Annotated in this window: 14 protein-coding genes; 11 read left to right on the top strand and 3 right to left on the bottom strand. The window is 49.8% G+C overall.

All coding sequences use genetic code 11. The features are described 5' to 3' along the window. Positions 1–180: 180 nt before the first annotated feature. Positions 181–7,491: an Ig-like domain-containing protein gene (locus CRO74_RS14980; RefSeq protein WP_097126835.1), complete on the bottom strand. Its 7,311-nt coding sequence runs from the start codon at positions 7,489–7,491 to the stop codon at positions 181–183. Positions 7,492–7,893: 402 nt separating this feature from the next. Between CRO74_RS14980 and CRO74_RS14975 the strand changes: the two genes are divergently transcribed. The 5 genes from CRO74_RS14975 (at position 7,894) to CRO74_RS14955 (ending at position 11,849) form a co-directional block, all read left to right on the top strand. Continuing rightward, on the top strand, positions 7,894–8,355 hold the full coding sequence (locus CRO74_RS14975) for a hypothetical protein (RefSeq protein WP_097126834.1): 462 nt from the start codon (positions 7,894–7,896) through the stop codon (positions 8,353–8,355). 48 nt (positions 8,356–8,403) lie between these two features. Beyond that, entirely contained in the window at positions 8,404–9,774 is a 1,371-nt protein-coding gene (locus CRO74_RS14970) for a type VI secretion system contractile sheath protein TssC (RefSeq protein WP_097126833.1), read from the top strand. Between the two features lie 36 nt (positions 9,775–9,810). Beyond that, positions 9,811–10,236 (top strand): type VI secretion system tube protein TssD, encoded by a 426-nt coding sequence (gene tssD / locus CRO74_RS14965; RefSeq protein WP_097126832.1) that lies wholly within the window; start codon positions 9,811–9,813, stop codon positions 10,234–10,236. An 8-nt stretch (positions 10,237–10,244) separates the two neighbouring features. Continuing rightward, positions 10,245–10,682: a type VI secretion system tube protein TssD gene (gene tssD / locus CRO74_RS14960; protein ID WP_097126831.1), complete on the top strand. Its 438-nt coding sequence runs from the start codon at positions 10,245–10,247 to the stop codon at positions 10,680–10,682. Between the two features lie 549 nt (positions 10,683–11,231). After that, entirely contained in the window at positions 11,232–11,849 is a 618-nt protein-coding gene (locus CRO74_RS14955; protein ID WP_097126830.1) for a C40 family peptidase, read from the top strand. Positions 11,850–11,963: 114 nt separating this feature from the next. On the opposite strand, the gene CRO74_RS31305 is transcribed toward CRO74_RS14955, so the two are convergent. Further along, the gene (locus CRO74_RS31305; protein WP_144035922.1) at positions 11,964–12,173 is read right to left on the bottom strand and encodes a Tn3 family transposase; all 210 of its coding nucleotides are present in this window, start codon (positions 12,171–12,173) and stop codon (positions 11,964–11,966) included. 121 nt (positions 12,174–12,294) lie between these two features. Here CRO74_RS31305 and CRO74_RS14950 point away from each other — a divergent pair, with 121 nt between their 5' ends. Together CRO74_RS14950 and CRO74_RS14945 are read left to right on the top strand one after the other, a co-directional pair. Then, positions 12,295–13,065, top strand: coding sequence for a hypothetical protein (locus tag CRO74_RS14950; protein ID WP_097126829.1), 771 nt, complete (start codon positions 12,295–12,297; stop codon positions 13,063–13,065). 659 nt (positions 13,066–13,724) lie between these two features. Continuing rightward, positions 13,725–14,840, top strand: coding sequence for an anthrax toxin-like adenylyl cyclase domain-containing protein (locus CRO74_RS14945; RefSeq protein WP_179830201.1), 1,116 nt, complete (start codon positions 13,725–13,727; stop codon positions 14,838–14,840). A gap of 306 nt (positions 14,841–15,146) precedes the next feature. On the opposite strand, the gene CRO74_RS14940 is transcribed toward CRO74_RS14945, so the two are convergent. Further along, positions 15,147–15,803 (bottom strand): hypothetical protein, encoded by a 657-nt coding sequence (locus CRO74_RS14940; protein ID WP_097126827.1) that lies wholly within the window; start codon positions 15,801–15,803, stop codon positions 15,147–15,149. Between the two features lie 193 nt (positions 15,804–15,996). On the opposite strand from CRO74_RS14940, the gene CRO74_RS14935 reads away from it, so the two are divergent. From CRO74_RS14935 to CRO74_RS14925, 4 genes are read left to right on the top strand one after another with little or no spacing between them, the layout of a single operon-like run. After that, the gene (locus CRO74_RS14935; RefSeq protein ID WP_144035921.1) at positions 15,997–16,707 is read left to right on the top strand and encodes a J domain-containing protein; all 711 of its coding nucleotides are present in this window, start codon (positions 15,997–15,999) and stop codon (positions 16,705–16,707) included. Between the two features lie 27 nt (positions 16,708–16,734). Further along, the gene (locus tag CRO74_RS14930) at positions 16,735–17,727 is read left to right on the top strand and encodes a vWA domain-containing protein (protein ID WP_097126825.1); all 993 of its coding nucleotides are present in this window, start codon (positions 16,735–16,737) and stop codon (positions 17,725–17,727) included. Continuing rightward, positions 17,724–18,539 (top strand): hypothetical protein, encoded by an 816-nt coding sequence (locus CRO74_RS31585; protein WP_179830200.1) that lies wholly within the window; start codon positions 17,724–17,726, stop codon positions 18,537–18,539. The genes CRO74_RS14930 and CRO74_RS31585 overlap by 4 nt, the downstream gene beginning before the upstream one ends. Before the next feature lie 5 nt (positions 18,540–18,544). After that, complete coding sequence (locus tag CRO74_RS14925; protein WP_179830199.1) at positions 18,545–20,494, top strand: WG repeat-containing protein; 1,950 nt, start codon at positions 18,545–18,547, stop codon at positions 20,492–20,494. Positions 20,495–20,507 lie beyond the last annotated feature (13 nt).

Below are 20,507 nucleotides of genomic sequence, written 5' to 3'. Positions count from 1 at the left end.
AGTTATTGGTTATTGAGTTGTTACACAGAGATTCACTGAGTTTTCCCGGTAGCTTCTCCATAGCCTGTGTCCTCACACGCGCCAGCAGCGTTGGCCGTCCGGGTGAGCGGTCTGTAAGGACACAGGCTATGGTGAGGACAAAGACCCTGCGGAACCATTAACTCAATAACCAGTTACCAGTTACCGTTTCAAAATCTTACGCACCGTTGTCTTGTTTCCGATGGTGATGTACAGCAGATAGGTTCCGGCAGATGCCTTATCCAGTTGTAGAGTTGTCTGCTTTTGCCGGGTCGACACCTGCTCGGTTATGTGTCCGTCAAAACTAATCAGCTGCAGTTGGGCCGGTTCTTTTTGCAGCGGCAGATCAATATCGACCGTAACCACCTCATCGGCCGGAACCGGATAAACTTTCACCAGATTCCCGAAGGGATCGGCTTCAGCCAGCAGCACATCGACGCGAATAGTGGTGGTATCCGTACCCTCAATTTTTCCGACACCGCAGTTATTGGAAACAGACAACAGCTTGTAGGTTATTGTCGTGGCGGGTGTAACCGTCACCGGGAATAAGTTTTTCGTTGCCCCTACCGATCTGACCTCTGCACCAGCTCCATACGACACAGTCCAGGGTGCATCACCGGATAAGGTAAACAGCAGTTCGGTGCTTTCACTCTTGTAAATCAACTTTTTGCCCGCACTAAACGAAGCCGTTGGTAATGCTCTAACCGTCAGCAATGTCGGGCTTCGGATACCTGCAACGGCATAAGGGGCATTTGTGGCGCTCACCCTGATGTAATAAAGACTGGCCGCTACTGTGTTCGGGATGGTTGTTACAACCGTGTTTCCCTGTAACAAGCCGTTGGCAATAGGGGTGTATCTCCGGCTCAGCGAATCGCCGGTTGCGCTGGCGATTTCTACCACAAATGTGTTTGCGGCAGTAAACTTTCCGGATGTTGCAAACGGTACGGTTAGTAATGTCCCCGTACAGATCGACGAACTTCCCAGCGTACCCGTAAGAATAGACGGCACCTCTACGGATATAGTAGCGACACCGCTTACCGTTCCATTCCCACAGGCATTCGACACGCTCACTACTGAGTAACTCGTTGTGGTGCTGGGTGTAACGGTTAGTTGATTAACGGTAATGTCAGAACTGGTACTTGTTTCGGCAGTTCCAACGGCTCCATCAGACAAGACGTACCGATAAGGTCCTGTTCCGGTGAGCGTCAGCGAGAGTATAGCGGAGGTCCCCAGGCTAACATTAGTCGTTCCGGCCAGTCTGGCAGTAGGCAACGCGTTGATCGTCACCTTAATCTCTGACTTACGACTTTCGCAACCCAGCGCGTTCAGCTGACTAACCGAATAGCTGGCACCGGCTGTGACAACGATCGTAGGCGGAATGGGCGCTACGGTGGTGATCGCACCGGTTGGGCTGTACCATCGTAAGCTGGTTCCGGTTGCCTCCAGGGGTTTGGCCACGGCATTCTGGCAATACGCAACGGGCGTAACAACCGTTGGCGGTGGCGTTACATTGACCGTATAAATCATCGTTGCCTTTTGACTGATACACCCGTTGAGGGTTTGGGTCACCTTGTAGATATACGTCTGATTCACATCGACCTTCGTGACAGGGGTAGGGACCGCAATTGGATTATCGGCACTATCGTACCATTGCAACGCGGTACCAACGGCGGTAAGTGGCTGCGTAGGCACATCCTGACACACATTCAGGTTGGCAACGGTTGGCGGAAGCGGCAAGGCATTGACAACCCCCTGCACCAACGTCCGTGGACTTTCGCACTGATTGATGGTCTGGCTGACGTAGTATGAAAAGGGCCCAGCCTGAGCAGTAGACACCGTAACCGAACTACCCATGTTATTTATGGACGTTGCATCGGCATACCACTTCAGATTTTGGCCGGAAGCCTGTAGCACGATCGGAACACTATTTTGACAAACAGGCGCCAGTGGCGTAACGGAAGGAGCCGTTGGCGTTGGCGTCACAACAACCAGTAGCAAACTTCGGCTACTTTCGCACCCATTGGCATCCGTTTGGCTAACAAAGTATGTATTCACACCGGCATTTGTCGTAATGGGCACGGGGGTAACGGTTACTGCAGTTCCGCCGGTTTGGGCCGTATACCAGCTTAACGAACTGCCACTATTAGCCAGGGCCGTAAGGGGAAGAGCGGTAGCCCCCTGACAATAGCTGACCGATGCTGTTGTAGGTGACGTTGGCAGGGCGTTAATCCGAACCGTTACCGGTGCCCGGTTGCTCTCACAGCCTGTAATATCGGTCTGGCTCACATAGTATATAACGATACCGGCACTCGTCGTTACAGGACTGGGAGCCACCGATGTGCCCGATCCGCCCGTTTGCGCGGTGTACCAGTTTAAAGTTCCTCCGGCAGCCGGAATGGCCACTAATGGACTGGCGACAGTGCCCTGGCAAAAGGCCGGCGATCCCGCTACCGTAGGAACAGGTGGTGCCGACTTAATCGTTACGTTCACCGGAGTCCGTGGCCCTTCGCACCCATTTATGCTTTGACTCACGTAATAGAGTACATTACCACTGGAAGTCAAGGCCGGCGTAGGTGGCGTTAACGAGGACCCTCCACCGGTTGCCGCCGTATACCAATTTAGTACCCCCCCCGGCGACGCCGTGGCCGACACGGGTGTAGCAGTACCACCCTGGCAGTACAACTGCACGTTGCTAACCGTTGGAGCCGTCGGCGTTGTCTGTATGATTACCAGAATGAGCGATTTTGGCCCTTCGCATCCGTTTATACTCTGACTCACATAGAACGTAAATATACCGGTACTGGTCGTTGACGGCGTTGGCGCTATTGTCGACGCCACGCTGCCTGAAGACGAACCATACCAGTTCAACGTGGCACCATTTGTCTGTACAGCCGTTAACGCGACAGCCGTAGTAGCGCCCTGGCAATAAACGATCGGACTCGTACTAACACCCGGAGCCACGGGTAAACCTCTGACAACGACGTTAATGGGCGTACGGGAGCCTTCACAGCCATTGACGGTCTGACTAACATAATAAATGAGCGTACCCTCCTGATTAGTGGGAGGAAGGGGAGCGGTAGAGGTCGGCACACCACCTGTTTGCGTAGTGTACCAGTTAAGAATACCACCACTCGATGGGGTAGCGGCCAGTGCTACAGAAGGAGCGTTCAGGCAGGTACTCACCTGATTAGACGTAACACCAGGTGCCGTTGGCAGCGCTTTTACGGTAACGGTCATGGGGTTTCGGGGGCCCTCACAACCACTAATCGACTGACTAACATAATAGGTAAACGTACCATCCTGAAACGTAGATGGCGCGGGTGCCGTAATCGTGCCCACACCACCAGTTGGGTCTGTATACCAGTTCAATATACCCCCGGAACTTGGTGTAGCCGTTAGCGAAGTTGGTGCTGTATTCTGGCAGAAGACGAACGGCGTGGTTGCCGGAGCAACGGGGGTAGCCAACACCGAAACGTTGATTACAGCCCGGTCGCTTGTACAGCCATTGCCGTCGGTCTGCATGACATAGTAGCTCGTAACCCCCGGTGTTGTTGTTATCGGCGTGGGCGCAGCAATAGCGGCCCCTCCGGTAGCATCGGCATACCACTGCAACAAACCAGGGGCGGTAGCAGCCAGTACGGTAGCGGGTGCATTCTGGCAATACACCACAGACGGTGTAACCAGGGGTTGCGCCGGTTTAGGATTGATGGTAACCGCAATCGTGGCTCTGGGCCCTTCACAGCCATTGACCGTCTGGCTAACGTAGTAATAGCTCGTGCCTGGGTTGCTGCTTGTGGTTTGCGGAGATGGAGCGGTTGCCGAAGGCGTTCCACCTGCCTGCACGGTGTACCAGCTTACCGTACCGGTTGCCGTGGCCGATAATGGCACGGATACGACTCCCTGACAATATGTTATCGGAGTGGAGCTAACCGTTGGGGCGGGAGGAAGGCCAATGATCGTAACCGCAACGCTGGCTTTGTCACTCTCACAACCGTCTACAGTCTGGCTGACATAGTACAAAACGGGTGCCCCGATCACCGCCGTTGCCGGCACAGGGGCGGTTGACGAAGGCGTCCCGGCAACGGGATCGGTGCCGTACCAGGTTAGGCTCCCTCCCGTGGCAGTCGTAGCGGTTAAGGCCGTAACCTGATTGGCACAGAAACTAACCGGGGCGGTACCCGGCAGGGCGGGCTTCGCTTTCACCTGCACCGCAATGGATGCCCGGTCACTTTCGCAGCCATTACCATCGGTCTGCGTAACATAGTAGCTCGTAACCCCCGGTGTGGTTGTTATCGGCGTGGGCGCAGCAATAGCGGCCCCTCCGGTAGCATCGGCATACCACTGCAACAAACCAGGGGCGGTAGCAGCCAGTACGGTAGCGGGTGCATTCTGGCAATACACCACAGACGGTGTAACCAGGGGTTGCGCCGGTTTAGGATTGATGGTAACCGCAATCGTGGCTCTGGGCCCTTCACAGCCATTGACCGTCTGGCTAACGTAGTAATAGCTCGTGCCTGGGTTGCTGCTTGTGGTTTGCGGAGATGGAGCGGTTGCCGAAGGCGTTCCACCTGCCTGCACGGTGTACCAGCTTACCGTACCGGTTGCCGTGGCCGATAATGGCACGGATACGACTCCCTGACAATATGTTATCGGAGTGGAGCTAACCGTTGGGGCGGGAGGAAGGCCAATGATCGTAACCGCAACGCTGGCTTTGTCACTCTCACAACCGTCTACAGTCTGGCTGACATAGTACAAAACGGGTGCCCCGATCACCGCCGTTGCCGGCACAGGGGCGGTTGACGAAGGCGTCCCGGCAACGGGATCGGTGCCGTACCAGGTTAGGCTCCCTCCCGTGGCAGTCGTAGCGGTTAAGGCCGTAACCTGATTGGCACAGAAACTAACCGGGGCGGTACCCGGCAGGGCGGGCTTCGCTTTCACCCGCACCGCAATGGATGCCCGGTCACTTTCGCAGCCATTGCCGTCGGTCTGCGTAACATAGTAGCTCGTAACCCCCGGTGTACTGCCCGATGGGGTGGGCGCTACGGTAGACGGTGACCCACCCACGGGGTCCGTAAACCAGTTTAAGTTAAGACCCGTAGCGGATAACTGGACAGGCGATTCAAACTGACAATAGGCCGCCGGGACGCTCACCAGTGGCAAGTTTGGCTTCGCGATGACGATAACCGTTATGCTGGCCGTTGGCCCTTCGCAGCCATTAACGATCTGACTCACTTTATACGTTGACGGAGCAACCGTTGCCGTAGAAGGGGTTAATGAAGGGAAAGGATTACCGGCCGGGTCGTACCAAACGAGCGTACCGGTTCCGGTGGCCGACAGCGGGGCCGCTACGGAACTCTGGCAGAGGATGATCGGGCTTGTTGGTACAACAGGAGCCGGTGGCAATGGTTTAACGGTCACCAAAATAGACGCCTGACTACTCTCGCAGCCGTTCCCATCGGTCTGCGTGACATAATAGGTAGTCGCTCCTACACTGGAGCTTGAGAGCACAGGCGCTACTGTCGAAGCCGAGCTGGCTGGCGAAGTATACCACTTCAGAGAACCGGCGGCCGATACAGCCGAGGTGATCAAGGGCACCGTTGCGTTCTGGCAAATATCAATTGGCGAGGTTGCCGGAGCCGACGGGAGCGCATTCACCGTAACGGAAATAACAGCCCGGTCACTCTCACAGCCGTTACCATCTACCTGGCTAACGTAATAGCGAAAAACACCAGCGCTACCGGTTGCTGGCAAGGGCGATACAAGGGATGCTGTTCCGCCGGTCTCATCCATTCCATACCAGCGAAGGGTGTTACCGGGAAAAGCCGTAGCCGACAGGGACGCCGGGGTAGTATTGAGGCAATAGGCTGGCGGCAACACGACGGATGGCAAAGCGGGCCGTGAACTCGTCACTACCGTTACACTGGCACGGTCGCTTTCGCAACCATTACCATCGGTCTGGCTAACATAATAGGTAGCACTTCCGGCCAGGGAAGTTGAAGGCACTGGACTCACCAGCGGTACGGTACCGGTTAACGTCGTATACCATTTCAAGATGCCTGCCGCCGAAGCAACAAAGGGAGATGGCGTCGCATCCTGACAATAGAAGAGCGGCCCGGCAGCCACCGTTGGAGTGACCGGGAGCGGAAAAACCGTATACTTGATTGATGCCCGGTCACTCTCGCAGCCATTCCCATCGGTCTGACTAACATAATAGGTAGTTTGACCTGCTGTGGTTGTAGAAAGTGTAGGGGCGACTGTAGAGCCGGTTCCCTCGGTTGAAGCGGTATACCACTTGAGTATACCGGTGACCGTTACGGCCGAAAGCACAGAAACCGGAGTGCTATTCTGGCATACACTTAAGTCCGTTATGACCGGTTTTGCCGGGGTTGGGTTCACCGTTACCGGAATGGATGCCCGATCGCTTTCGCAACCGACTGGGTCTTGTTGGGTCACGTAGTAACTCAGTACACTCGGCGTGCCAGTTTGGGGGGTGGGGGCTATTGTCGAGCCGGTCCCCGCGGTGGCATCCGTGCCATACCAGCGCAACGAATAGTTACCCGTACTAACCGTGGCACTTAGGGGAATAGCGGTAGCATCCTGGCAATACGCCACCGGGGCCATCACCGCAGGCATGCCAGGCTTTGCATTGATGGTAACGGTAATCATAGCCCGGGGGCCCTCACAACCGTTCACTGTCTGGCTCACGAAGTAATTGGCGGTGGCGTTTGTCAAAGGCGTAATCGAAGACTGTCCTGTACCGCCCGAGGCTGTATAGTACCAGTTTAGCGTTCCGGTGGCTGTGGCCGACAGGGGAGTGGCCGTTGTTACATCCTGGCAATAGGTAACCGAAGCGGCTACTATCGGCTTGTCGGGCAAGGGCTTGATCGTTGCCTGTAGGTTAGCCCGGTCGCTTTCACAACCGTTCACGGTCTGGCTAACATAATAATTAGTTGTGCCCACTGATGTTGGTAATGTTGGTACTGCTATTGTACCCTCACCACCCTGCTGGGTATCATACCATTTTACATTCTGACCTGTAGCCGTTAGCGCCGGTATATTTGTCGCATCCTGGCAGTAACTTACATTCGTAACCCCCGGTGCAACAGGGTGTGCGTTGATGTCAAAACTATTACTAGCTGTAAATGTAGGTACGCCAAAGAAGTACGATGTTCTGGTTAAAAAGTAGGAATAGGTTCCTGTGACACGATCTATCGGGATCGTTGCCGTTATACTTCCACTGGCGTCAACTACTGTCTGTTGATCCAATAGCATATTCGTTGAACCGGGTCCATACAAATAAAGAGAGATGATTCCATAATCATCGTAAGGAGAAGCGAAGGCAACTGTAATTGTAGACCCGGCGCAGACCGTACCAGGTGTAACCGAAGTAACTGTAATTTGGGCTTGTAAGGGTTTACTGACTATGGATAAAACAAAGAAGGTGAGGAGGGCTATCCGTAAATGTAAAGTCATGAACTAATTGATTAAGGGAAGTTACGTGCAACCGGAAAGCAGGCAGGAAAATCCGACCTTATGGTCATTAAACCTGCATATATATCCCTCTAAAGACTAAAAAGTCAAGCTAATTCAAACAGATGGTAGCTATATTATAATTCTAGTAAGCATAAAATATAAACTGTACCCAAAACCGACTTAAATAGTCTCATTTGTTTTTTTGTGGGCATTCATCCATAGTAATGAAGCCGTTTACACAATGATGGTATACTTGTTAATCAACGATAAAGAAAAAAATCTAGCTTTTTAAATTAATTATACCGTTTGTTTGAAAATGTACCTTCTGGACTATCCTCACATTTGCCATTTCTCTTCTAACCTCTAGTTTTGGACTCTAACATGTTATAACCCAAACCGTTTATGTTTGAATTCGAAATTGGTGGTAACGAGATCAAGCCGGAATCGTCTGAAGGAATTGCTCAAATTCCGTACAACAGAACCTTACTGGCGCAAAAATTAACGCAGCAGGACCCGATCAGCCCGGAAGTAGTCTACGGCTTGAAAACAGTAGCCGATGTCTTCGCGAAATTTGAACCCAGCGTAGAAGTTGAGTTTGAAGCCCTGGATGGCATGCCGACGAAAGAAGTCCTCAACTTCCGGAGTGTGGCCGACTTCCGGGCCAAAGACATGGTTACGAACAGCCCTTTCCTCCGTTCGCAGGATGCCCAGTACAAGGAATACGCGCAAATCAATACTCGACTCAAGAGCCACCGTATCCTGCAAACGGCCCTCAACCAGCCCGAAGCCAAAGCCGCTATGATCCAGACGCTTCAGGCCCTGATTACCGAACTGGAAGCCAACGAGGAAGCAGCAGCTGCCTAAGCGTACACCTTTTACCCACTATCCCATTTTGTTTCCCCCCTTTGTCTAATGGAAAGCGAATCTCTGACCCCACAGACGGAACTGGATGCCAGACCATCCGTGGCCGTTGCCACCGGCGAATTACCCGGAATGAATATTTTACAGTCCTTTGGGGGCTATGCCTTTTTAGAAACGTTTCTGGAAGGGTCGCAGAACCTGAACCCCGGACGTAAGGCGCGTAAAAAAATCTACCTCAGCGACCCCACCAAAGCCACAGATCGGGCCATCCTGAAAGAAAAACTGAAATTATGGGTCGATGTTCTGAGCTCCTCCGACAACCAGAACGAGATGCAGGACACGGCCAAAACAAAAGCCGCAGAAGTAGAGGCCAGCCTGAACAAAAATCTGGGGAAAGCCCTGACCGCTACGCACGACCTCGAAGTGAGCTACCGCGCCCTCTCTCTCTTCTACAAAAATGCGGAAGCCGATAAGTTATCGAATATTACGGTCGTCAATGCCAGCTTCGAGCAGCTGACCGACCTCGATAACTCCCGCTTCATCGATTTCATTGCCGATGAACTAAAGCAAAACTACGACCGTCTGGACCTGCGCAAAAACTACTCCCTGCTGGTGGTACCAGGCTTTATGGGCTCAAATGCCGTGCTGGAAAAATGGGCAAAAATCGCCCATGCCAATAAGGCCATGCTCTTTACCGACTTTGCCGATCTGGATAGCCCCGACGATGTAATTGACCTGTTCAGTACCGCCGACATGACCGGCGCCGAGCTGTTCCGCTCCAATGTGATCATGACCTGTAACTGGGCACTGGGGCGCGAGAAGCTGGCGGCCGTTGGCGAAACAGAAGACCTCTTTGTACCACCCTCCTCGGCCCTGGCCGGTAAAGTTTACTATACCCTGATGTCGCAGGTGACAGCGGGCAAGAAGCACGGCGGCATGAACGAGGTTCCGGCTGTACGCTTCGAACTCCGCAAGAGCGAAATATCGGCGCTCGAACGGCTCAACCTCGTGCCGATGGTGTACGAATACAGCCGCGTGATGGCCTTTGGTGGCAAAACGCTCTTCAACGGCGACAACCTGGGGCTGCAAACCTACTCCGTCGTGCGTGTATTCGATCACATCACCAAAGTGCTGTTCGACTTCCTCAACCGCCGGGCTTTCGAAAACTGGAATACATTGGTAGAGTCCGATCTGCGTCGTCAGATTATAAATTTTCTCGACAGTGTGAAGGGGCCAACCAAACTAGTGGAAAACTTTCGGATTACACGGCTGGAACGCGACTCCAAACAAAAAGATCGGGTTTACCTTGATATTCGTATTACACCTTATTTTCCAGCAAAAAGCTTCGTCATTCGACTCGATGGACGCCGGGGTGATGATGTGGAGAGTCCTGAGTGGGTTTCTGATTATACGGAAGCATAAGTCATATTGATTATTAATTTCTAAATTAAATCTACTATGTCTGGCTATTCAACACAGCTGAAAATTGACAAGCATGATGCTATTATTGATTTATTAAGCATGAGTACTTCCTTTAGTCGTTCTGTAGACGAGAAGGGCCGTCCATCAAGCCACGTAATGGGAGGACAATTGAATTGTAATGCCTTAATTACAAAGGATACCTATTTGTTACAACAAATGGTCAATAATGACGATGTATTGTTAAAAGGAACTATTACAATGATTGATAGTGGTTCCAGTAAAAAAGTACATCGAATTTTTAAATTTAAAAATGCTTTTATTGTCAATTATTCAGAGAGCTTTTCCGTTCAAGGTCAATCCTATAGTTGTAGCTTTACTATTACTGCCGCATTGGTAATAGTGGGGGATGAAGCAACATTAGTCCAACGTTGGCCCGGATTAGAAACCGATGATAAATTTTAATCATAATTATGAGCGGATACACAGGTAAACTTAAGATTAAGGAAAAAGAAGAATATGACGTTCTGGATTTTAGTTTTTCATTTTCCCGAGGAACTGACCACAAAGGACGTCCATCCACTAGAGTGACATTTGGCCAAATGTCAATGACGATTGAACTAGCTAATAATTCAAAATTAGCTGCTACAATGATTAACGGTCAAAATGTAGCCATCGAGAAAGGTACGTTGATATTTACCCAGGCTGGTGAAGACCCAACGATGCGTACAGTTATCTTTAAAAAAGGATTTATAACAAGCTATTCTGAAAGCTTTTCTTCATTCTACGGAGATACATTTAGCTGTCATATAACAATCACGGCAGCTCATGTGTCTATTAACGATATAGTAAAGTATAATGCAGAATGGCCAAAAGCTGATGGTGAAAACGAGGAAGACGAGAAGGGATAAAGCTAAATCTATCTGGGATTTTAGGGATATTGAGAAACTTTAGCTTTGGACTTGATCTGCAAAATTACGGATCTATTTACTCAATCAATTAAGTAAATAGATCCGTAATTTTGAGAAATTATAAAATGGCATTCTTAAAATTCTTGTGTAGATTCAAATAGCAATGCTAAGGAGAGGACAATCAGATAAAAATTTGAGTGGTCCAATGTGGGGAAGAAGTCAAAAAGTACCTACCTAAGCGAGAGTTGTCAGCGTACCAAAGAATTTCACCCAAGAAACTTTATAAATTATGCCAAGAAATATTTTCTATCAATTCAAAAAAGCGAGTACAAAGAAGTCGGATTCATTAGCCGTGTAAGACATTCTACGTCAAATGCATGGAGTGCTTTTAGGCCGTTTTCACATGGGCAAGGAGGAAAAGTTGAGACTGGCGCGGAAGATTTTGTTTCGGGAGAGACCAGCATTTGGCAAGCACAACGCGATGTAGTACGGCATCCGGTTGGCCCAAATAGGAATTACAAACATATAAACTTCTAACCCGTTAAAACTATGCCACTCCAACTCGCCGATCTTCAGAGAGGAGACATCATGCTCAAAGAGTTTGATGGTTATTCTATCGTCGGTGCTGCAATTAGCTATGGACAGTATTTGCTGACCTCTGATCACCTGTTCTCCTCTATTGTTCACGCAGGTATTCTATTTGATAAAATGCACATTATTGAGTCTTCAGGGGGTGGCGTTGCTGCCAATCATCTCCTGACAGGTAATAGAGCCTACTCATACCATGTTTTTCGATCAGTAAACGCTGATTTGGCCGATGGGACTGGTACATGCGCCAAGGTGTTTTTCGATATTCACAAGACGCACAGGACGATGAACTACAGTGTGCCGGGGGCGGTAAAATCACTTTTCCGGCGGCACAAAGCGGCTCAATCGCCCGAAGATATGGACGATTTGTTAACTGAAGTACTTGGCCACAGGGGAAATCAATTTTTCTGTTCGCAATTCGTGGTTTATATATATCAGTTCGTATCCTATCAACTAAATCAACATGCGCCACCCGTATTCCAATTAAACGCAGGAAATGTCAACCCGGCTAAACTAGCCAGAATGTTAAGAGGGATGCCGCAGCAGTTTACATACATAGGGCATTTACTACCTCGTTAACCAGATGCTAGTTAGTCCGTTACAACTGCGCATTACCTTCAATGCGATGATTCATCGAAAGCGAGTAGCTTCACGTAAACTGAATTCGGCGATATAGTGTAGAATAAACTGGGTTTATACAGTCGGCCCAAGTCTTTCACCCCTGATAAGTGGGTTCCGTCGAGCATACATGTTCAGCCGCCGGAACCGCGTCGATGCTTTCGCATAACCTAACTTGATTGTTACGACCAGGGGCAGGATATCGTCCCACTGACTAACTAAATGCTCATAGGCTATACGACCCTGAGTAGGAGCATTGATTAAGCGGCTAGCCTGCCGGACCATTTGATTTTCAACGTCGGTTTTGATGCATAATACCGTAGTTAAGCTGTTAAGTAGCCGTCTGTTCTTTAAGTTAAATGTCCATAGTTAAGACACAACATTTAAAAAGTAATAAAAAAACATTATGATACGCGACTTTGATGAATTACAAGAGAAGGCTAGAATGCAGGTAATCAATAGTCATAAAAAGATTACAGTGAGACTATATAATAAGTCTCGAAATATAGCGTATAATACTAAGGTATACCGGTTAGCACTAGAGGGTAGTATTTCTAAAATTGCTGCCTATGTAGGTGTAAAGCTTGGAAAAAAAATAGTAGAAAGCGTTCCTGTAGTAGGCACAATAATTGGGATAGCCGTTGGTTTAGGTGCTAAGGCCCTTGTAAATTATGTAGAAAATAAACGCCTAGATAACAAATTGAATGAAAGTTTAAAGAAATATACAAAAGGAGAAAGATTACTACAAGATGTTTCGGAATTATGTAATAGCAATTCACAAAAAATGCCCCAAATTTTGGAGTACTTAGAGCGAAATCTAATAAAATTTAGTCGCGCTATTGAAGAATGTAATAAAGCAAATGAAAAAGTAGCAAACTTGCCGATTTATTTGAATGAATATAATGAAGCTTTATTTGAATGTGCAGAAAAATATAATGAAGTCATGCATTATGTTAATAAGGTGTCTGCTGCGCTCATGTACATCGAGGAATTTGTAGGGCCATTCAATGAGATGTTGACGCAACACACAAGGAATATTCAGCAAATACCTGACGATTTAAAAATAAAGTTTAATCAACATATTAAAGCGTATGATGAATTGGATAATCAAATTAAACGCATTGAGCTTGAAAATCAAATTAAAGCGATGCAACAAAACAGTTTTGGCCCTTTTTGAGTTTGACCGGGGTCATAATTTCGACCCCTTGGGGAGCCAATTGGGCATTAATAGACCCAGAAGCATAAATTTTGTCGCCCACTAACGTACGCTGTTCAATAAAAGGGAGCGTCGTTTATTTAAGAATGACCAAGTTATTGGCTGAGACAGGACTCCCTATTCGCTACATTTAATGATCTGGTAATCAATTACTCCCACACTAGGCGATGCTTCGCGATTCGCTTTCTTGCGCCTTCGTTCCACTAGAGCTTTGTTGAGCTTTTCCCAAGTACCGTCATTACGCCACTTCCAGAAGTAATAGTAGCACAATGGTCAAGGCGGTAAATCATTGGGCATTTGCCGCCATTAACCACCAGTTTTGGTAATATACAGCAGGGCATCAAAAATGCTACGCAGTGAATATTTTCGTTTTCGCTTGTCAGCCAGAATTTGTTCAATAACTTTCTAGGCGGAATCAGTCAGGTCGGAAGGGTACAGCTTTGGTCGTCTCATCCTCGAAAATAGGATGATTCTATTTTTCATGAGCCTTTATTCCATTTTTAAACAGGCTCATACTCCCGTCGATCACGGCTACAAAGTCAGTTTCATTTATATTCTCAGCGACATTATTACGCAATAAAATTTCAAAAAAAACATTAAAATTTAATTTATTTACAATCGTGATTAAGTATGGCAGAGCCGCATGTGATTTGACTGGTATTCCAGAATTACATGCAAAAGTATTTCAATCTGTAGCTGACTTAACAGGTAATGTTATAAGCTCTCGTGCAGTTGGCATTTACGCTACCGGGCTTATTCTTGAGGGATACGCTTCTAAAGGTTTTCACAATAAAGCAAAGTCATGTAATTGGGGGCCAATGGCAGGTTTTGTGCTCGATGACCCTCGCTTTACCAAAGTTGGTGGTACTGAAGATGGTAGAAGAGAGCAAGCCAACGCCCTAAAGCACGCAATTAATGATTACAATGCCATTGAGGTGCCCTTATACATATCTGAAGACAGGCGTAAGTGGTTGGCAGCGCAGCGGCTCATCACCTTTATTGATCGAGATATAGATAGTTACACATACCGAGGAGTGTCTCCATGGGGCTTATCTTTAGACTTTAAACTTAAGAGAGAGAGACCGTCAGGTGCTAATGAAAAAATGTGGGCCGTACTTTACAAATCTGCAGATCGTTGTAGTGTACGCGCAGGTGCGGCAGTTGCCGAGTGGACGCCAGTTATGGCAATGCGTGACCCAATGTGCGCAATCCCTGCAGACAATTATCGGGCAGCCACCACTGGAGACTATGACTTGTTTGCGCTTTGGGCGCGACGAGCCAACTATAACCCTGATATATTAGACAGACGCATGGTTTCACATACGGTATTAGAAGATAACATCAGAAATAGAGTGATGAATACTGGGGAAGATGCACATTTAGGTAACATGACACTGCGTTTGCATCAGATACGCAATCTACTGAATCAAGGATTTCAAGGAGCGGGCTATATGGGAGGTAACATGGTACACCACAGTGATGAGGGTGGTCGACCGTTTGTTAGGGATATTGATTTACCCATTTTTGCCGTGGTTCCAGGACGAAGCCAGTGCTTCGCAATTGAAACTGTGCCTGATCTTCGTCAATTCATTACTGCGGAACTGAATGGTGAGTTCGCGCCCGTTTTCAGTCCTGGCTGGATGAAACAATTGGTTTTTGGTTCAGACATTAATGCAGCCAATGCATTACACGCGGAACTGAGCAGAAAGCTTGAGATAATAAGGCGTCGGTTTTGATAGGTGATGACTTGTTTTTTTAGTGAATTGGGCAGGAGCTTTAAAAGCCTGATGCTTGGTGAAGCCTGTGATTAAGTTGATTCTGAATTCAACTAACGTCGTCTGGCTTAATCAGGCTAATCCGATCTTCCCGGCAGTCTAGGTCCTTCAGAAACGTACTGCCTGAACAATTCGTTTATGTCCTTCAAGCAAGCAATCCTATTGGCGAACCACCATGGTAAACTACCTTTAAAAAAATGGCTTTTAAGTAGTACAATTCTGCTTAGATACTTATTATCATTGATGCAAACACTCGATGTAATAACCTTAAATTGATGATTTATCTGCCTTTCTCGGAATATATTTCTCATTAATTCCCTTCAGCATCCGCTCGGCCTTTTGACCAAAATCAGTCAATAAGATTTTCTGAATAGTTAGCTTGGCTTTAACCGCCGGACAACTCACTACTTGTTGTTTCTTGTGGTCGTAATACGAAAAATTATTCTCGTATGTATTCGTAAGTAAATTAAAACTGGAACTTCCGCCCTCGGTTGTCCCACCCTCTATGGCATCATATCCGATTAACTGGAAATTAGATGAGCGGCCATCGTACCGAAACTTGTAGTGAGCAAATGTTGGCGTGAAATCAGTGGTGATTTGTATGACGTCTTTTTTGAGAACCATCGAAGCACAGCACCTGTACAATTCGATAGATTCGCTGAGGAGGATTTTATTTTTGAGCGTACTTAATTGTGAAATTAATTTAACCTCTGTTTCGCCCCGCTCTATTACGCCAAAGTAATCAGGATGACCGTCTCCATCGAAATCTTTTTGTATCAGATTATCCGAACCTTTAATGCTTTTTTGAAGTGTAAATCCTTTCGGTATTGTTAAACTCTGGGCGTTACATACCGTTGTCAAGAGCAACAGGAGCACCGGCAAAAACTCGTAATATAATAGACTTAATATACTTCTTTTTTTCATGACTGAAATCGTCGTGTTTAGTGATTATCAAAAGTAAATCCTTTGCACTAGTCATCTATATTTTTCAAATAGCTGGTTTACTTTTATTGCCTAATTTGAAGAAGGGTCTACTTAAGTCATCTATAACAAAGAAGAATTAGACAAAATGTTCGTCGTAAGGCCCCGGTTGGTTCTCACGACGAACCTGAAATTCATGCATACTCAGACGATCAGTAACCTCCTCACCCAACTCGCAACCCTCGAAGCCGAAAAGAAGCGTCTTCAATCCCTCGTTGACTCGTACTACCGGCGTTTGCACCACCAACTCGGCGAGTTGCTCACCCAGATCATTCAGCTACAGGAGCAACTTGCTACCCGACGAGCCGGGCAGACCCGACGACGGAGCGATGTAGAAGCGGCCCACCAGGCCCGCGCCTGCTTTGAGCAAACACAGCACAGGGTGCAGGAAGCTCTGGCGCATACCCCCACTGAGCCGGATGCAGTTGGCGATGAAACCGAACTCAGGAAACTCTACCGGCAGGCCGTTGCCCAGGCTCACCCCGATCTGTTCTTTACTGAGCCGGACAAACAAGAACGGGCTACGGCCTTTATAGCCCAACTCAACGAGGCTTATGGTCGCAAGGATTTGATGGGCGTGCGCCAACTGGCGCAGCAACTTCAGGACGGCCTGCTCTTTCTGGACGAAACCACCCTGCACAATGACCCCGAAGCGCTTCAACAGGCAGTAGAGCGGCTTACCCAACGTAAACAGGCACTTGAAACCGACATCCAGACCCTCCGGCAGCAGGAAGGCTACGTCATTATGTCGCAAAGCCCGACAGAGCAGGCTGCTCACTTCGACCGGCTGCAAAAAAACTTGCAGGAACACCTTGCTATATTGGCTCAGTCCCTGGATAGACCGTAGCTTTGGCTATTCATTGCCCCGGCCCTTATGTCGAATCTGTTACCCACCGTTCCGTATACCTTGCCACTCCCTGCGCTACAGGCAACCTTGCAGCAGGCCCTTAAACGGCCCATGAAAGACCGCCCGTACACGGCCCAGATCATGCGGCAAAATCCGACGGCATTTCTGTTCCTGATTGACCAGTCGGGTTCGATGGATGAACTGACTACCTACCAGGAGCAACCGGTGAGCAAGGCCGTGGCGGTGGCCCAAATTATCAATCAAACCCTGTTTGAACTGCTCCTCCGCTGCCAGAAGGGCGACGAAATCCGGCACTATTACGATGTAGCCCTCATTGGTTACGGCGGACAAAGCAGCGAACAAGCTAACCTGCTCTGGTCAGGAGCCATGACCGGGAAAACATTCCTTAGTCCTGCCGAACTGGCGCAGGCGACCATCCGGGTCGAGGAACTCGCCACGGAGCGGACCATCCGTGGCCGGACCATTGCCGTTACCGAAAAACGGCCGGTCTGGATCGAGCCGGTACACCGGCACCGCACACCCATGAAAAGCGCCCTCGTACTGGCCGAATCGCTGGTGCAGCAATGGCTGGCAGCCCAGGCGGGAAAAGATGTATATCCGCCCACGATCATAAACATCACCGACGGTGTAGCCACCGATGGTACCGACGAGGATCTGCTGGCGTGCAGCGAGCGCGTCCGGCAACTACACACGCCCGATGGTCATGTGCTGCTCATGAACATTCACATTGCCCCCGAACGCGGGAAAGCAGTGCTGTTTCCGTCCAATGCCAGTGAACTCGGCAACGATCCCTACGCCCGGCTGCTTTACGATATGTCGAGTGAGATGCCGCCACCGTATCATACCGACATAGCCTCCCTGTTCGACCTCGACCAGCGCCCGGTCTACGTGGGCATGTGCAGTAACGCCAATATGGATGCACTGGTCAAGTTCATGAACATAGGCACCCCCACCCAAAGTAATCAGCACTTTTCGCACCAGCTGCGGCCCGACTCATGACGGTCAGATACGCATCGGTAGGTAAAGAGTTTCCCCTTTTTACCGAAAACGAAGACGCCTGGCGGGTTGATACGGAGGGCGGCATCTGGGCGGTTGCGGATGGCGCGGGCGGTACGGGGATTTACGCGGGCGAATGGGCGAGGTTTTTGGTCGGTCAGGTTCCCGCTCAGCCGTTCAGCGTGGTTGAGGAGGTGGCCGACTGGCTGAATACGCACTGGGGCCGTTTCTTCGATCAGTATCAGGCGCGGGCCGCAGCCAACTACCTGACGGAGTTGAAGTTTATGAACGAAGGGTCCGGCGCTACGCTGGCAACGCTGCATCAACGGGAAACATGGCTGCATTGGTCAGTCTATGGCGATGCCCTCGTGCTGTGCTTCAACCCGGCCACGGGGCAGTTAAGGGCATCAAATCCGGCACTGAGTCAGTTTGCCGAAGCCCCTTATTTGCTGAACTGGCTGCTTCCGTGTCCGGCCGAGGGCTTTCGAAGTGGCCGCTGGCCCCATGAGTCCGGCCTTCAGTTTGCGCTCTGTACCGATACCCTGGGGCAATATCTGCTCATGGCGTATCAGGCGTTAGCGGGCGACGGTCATGAACTGGTAACCCTAGGGCGGTTGCCAACGGCCCTGGGCAACCGGGCGCAGGCGCACCAAACGTTCTGGCAACCCGTAGCCGGTAGTTTCCTGGATCAGGTATGGGAACCGCTCTGGCAGGCGATGGCCTCGCCCGATGCGTTCCTCCAACATACCCAGTCTTTACGCGCCAGTCAGCTGCTTGGCGTCGACGATTACACCTGTATCTTGATTGCATCCTAGCATCCATGTTTCCTTCCATCAGCGAATACATACAATCCATCGAACTGTCCACCGAAACGCTCAGTCGGCTGAATTACCTGGTTCCGGTTCGGAAAGCCGATGGCCAGCTTTACTTCAGCAGTGGAAACTTTGCCGTTGTCTTTCGCATGAACGACCTACAAACGGGGAAACAGATGGCTCTGCGCTGTTTTTTGCGGGATGTGGCCGGACGTCGGGAGCGGATTCGGGCCATTGGCCGCTACCTGACCGAGAACCCATCGGCCTACCTGATTCCATTTACGCTTTACCCCAATGAACTCTGGGTCGATACCCGCTTTGGTCAGGAACATGAATTTGATGTGGTGTTGATGCCCTGGGTCGACGGGCAAACCCTGAGCCAGTATGTGGCCGACTGTTGCCGCAACCAGCAGTCACAAAAGCTTGAGCAGCTTGCCCATCGGTTCGACGAGCTGGTTCGCTGGTTGCTCAATCAACCGTTTGCCCACGGCGATTTAAAAGCAGACAATATCCTGATCCGACCCGATGGCCAACTGGTGTTGATCGATTACGACGGTTGCTTTGTGCCCGAGCTGGCCGGACAGAAAGCGACCGAAACCGGCACCCTCCCCTACCGGCACCCGGCCCGCACGTCCGCCCACTTCGACCGCAACCTGGACGATTTCAGCTTGCTGGCCCTTTCGCTGGAACTCCACGCCCTGAGCCGGTTGCCGGAATTGCGCACCGACACCGACACCTTACTCCTCACGCTGGATCTCGTTCAGGAGCCGTTTCTGGCAGAGCAATGGAATCTGTTTCGGACGTTAGCCTCTGCCCCGGTTTCTGCCAGGGCTGGTCTTTTAGAATACGCCATTCATTGCCCGCCCGGACAAATTACGGGTCTTATGGAGCTATTGCCTACGCTAAAATCGGCACCGGTGGCAGTAGCTGCCCGGTTAACCGCACCATCGGATACCCTTATTCCCTATCTCCAAAAGAGACAGTGGGGATTTGTCAATCAGGCGGGCGAACAGATCGGGCCGGGCGAATGGGAAAGCGTAGGTTTGTTTTCTGATGGACTCGCTCCCGTTCGGAAACAGGGACGATGGGGCTTTTGCAACCTGTGGGGTACACTAGCCATTGATTGCCAGTTTGATGAAGTGCGGGAATTCCGGTCGGGCTTAGCCGTGGTTCGGCAATTGGGCAAATACGGCTTTATCAACACGGAAGGACAGTCACGCATTCCCTGTATTTACGACGAAGTAGGGCATTTTGTTGAGGGCAGAGCTTGTGTCCGTCAAAACGCAGTATACGGCTTCATTGATGAACAGGGTACACTTGTCATTCCTCCGCAGTTCGACTTCGCCGGGCATTTTTCCGAAGGCCTGGCCAACGTTAAACTGGGTGGTCTCCACGGGTTTATTGATGTAACGGGAACATTGCGTATCCCCTGCGAATTACCATTTGCACTTGGTTTTTCGGAGGGGCTGGCCGTTGTCGAAAAAGAGGGTCAGTATGGTTTCATCGATCAGGAAGGCAGCCTGGTTATTCCGTACCAGTTCGATTTGGCCGGAAGTTTCGTCGATGGGCTGGCCTCGGTGAAAAAAGCGAGAAGAATAGGCTTCATCAATCACCAGGGGGCACTCGTCATTCCATGCGAATTTGACGAGATTATGCTCAATGCGGTATTTCCGTTCAGCGAAGGACTGGCGCTGGTTCGAAAAGGCAATCTATTCGGCTACATCAATAAGCAGGGACAACTGGTTATTCCGTATCAATTTACCAATGCTGATAACTTTTCGGAAGGGCTGGCCGCCGTTCAGATGGGGGATCAATGGGGGTATATTAACCAAACCGGCGAACTCGTTATTCCGTATGCATTCAGCCATACCTATCGTTTCCATAAAGGGTTGGCGCTGGTTCGACGAAACAACCGGCTGGTCTACATTGACCAAACCGGCTTCGTTTACTCAGATTAATCCCATTACTCAT

Source organism: Spirosoma fluviale (assembly GCF_900230225.1).
Classification (GTDB): domain Bacteria; phylum Bacteroidota; class Bacteroidia; order Cytophagales; family Spirosomataceae; genus Spirosoma; species Spirosoma fluviale.
Note: the sequence above shows the minus strand (reverse complement) of the source record. Positions and strands in the feature narration are given on the sequence as shown.

Bases quoted from the DNA above. Each gene is read 5' to 3' on its own strand.
- CRO74_RS14940 (WP_097126827.1), bottom strand. From the start codon at position 15,803: ATGAAAAAAAGAAGTATATTAAGTCTATTATATTACGAGTTTTTGCCG.
- CRO74_RS14935 (WP_144035921.1), top strand. From the start codon at position 15,997: ATGCATACTCAGACGATCAGTAACCTCCTCACCCAACTCGCAACCCTC.
- tssD (WP_097126832.1), top strand. From the start codon at position 9,811: ATGTCTGGCTATTCAACACAGCTGAAAATTGACAAGCATGATGCTATT.
- CRO74_RS14950 (WP_097126829.1), top strand. From the start codon at position 12,295: ATGATACGCGACTTTGATGAATTACAAGAGAAGGCTAGAATGCAGGTA.
- CRO74_RS14930 (WP_097126825.1), top strand. From the start codon at position 16,735: ATGTCGAATCTGTTACCCACCGTTCCGTATACCTTGCCACTCCCTGCG.
- CRO74_RS31305 (WP_144035922.1), bottom strand. From the start codon at position 12,173: ATGGTCCGGCAGGCTAGCCGCTTAATCAATGCTCCTACTCAGGGTCGT.
- CRO74_RS14980 (WP_097126835.1), bottom strand. From the start codon at position 7,491: ATGACTTTACATTTACGGATAGCCCTCCTCACCTTCTTTGTTTTATCC.
- CRO74_RS31585 (WP_179830200.1), top strand. From the start codon at position 17,724: ATGACGGTCAGATACGCATCGGTAGGTAAAGAGTTTCCCCTTTTTACC.
- CRO74_RS14955 (WP_097126830.1), top strand. From the start codon at position 11,232: ATGCCACTCCAACTCGCCGATCTTCAGAGAGGAGACATCATGCTCAAA.
- CRO74_RS14975 (WP_097126834.1), top strand. From the start codon at position 7,894: ATGTTTGAATTCGAAATTGGTGGTAACGAGATCAAGCCGGAATCGTCT.
- tssD (WP_097126831.1), top strand. From the start codon at position 10,245: ATGAGCGGATACACAGGTAAACTTAAGATTAAGGAAAAAGAAGAATAT.
- CRO74_RS14925 (WP_179830199.1), top strand. From the start codon at position 18,545: ATGTTTCCTTCCATCAGCGAATACATACAATCCATCGAACTGTCCACC.
- CRO74_RS14970 (WP_097126833.1), top strand. From the start codon at position 8,404: ATGGAAAGCGAATCTCTGACCCCACAGACGGAACTGGATGCCAGACCA.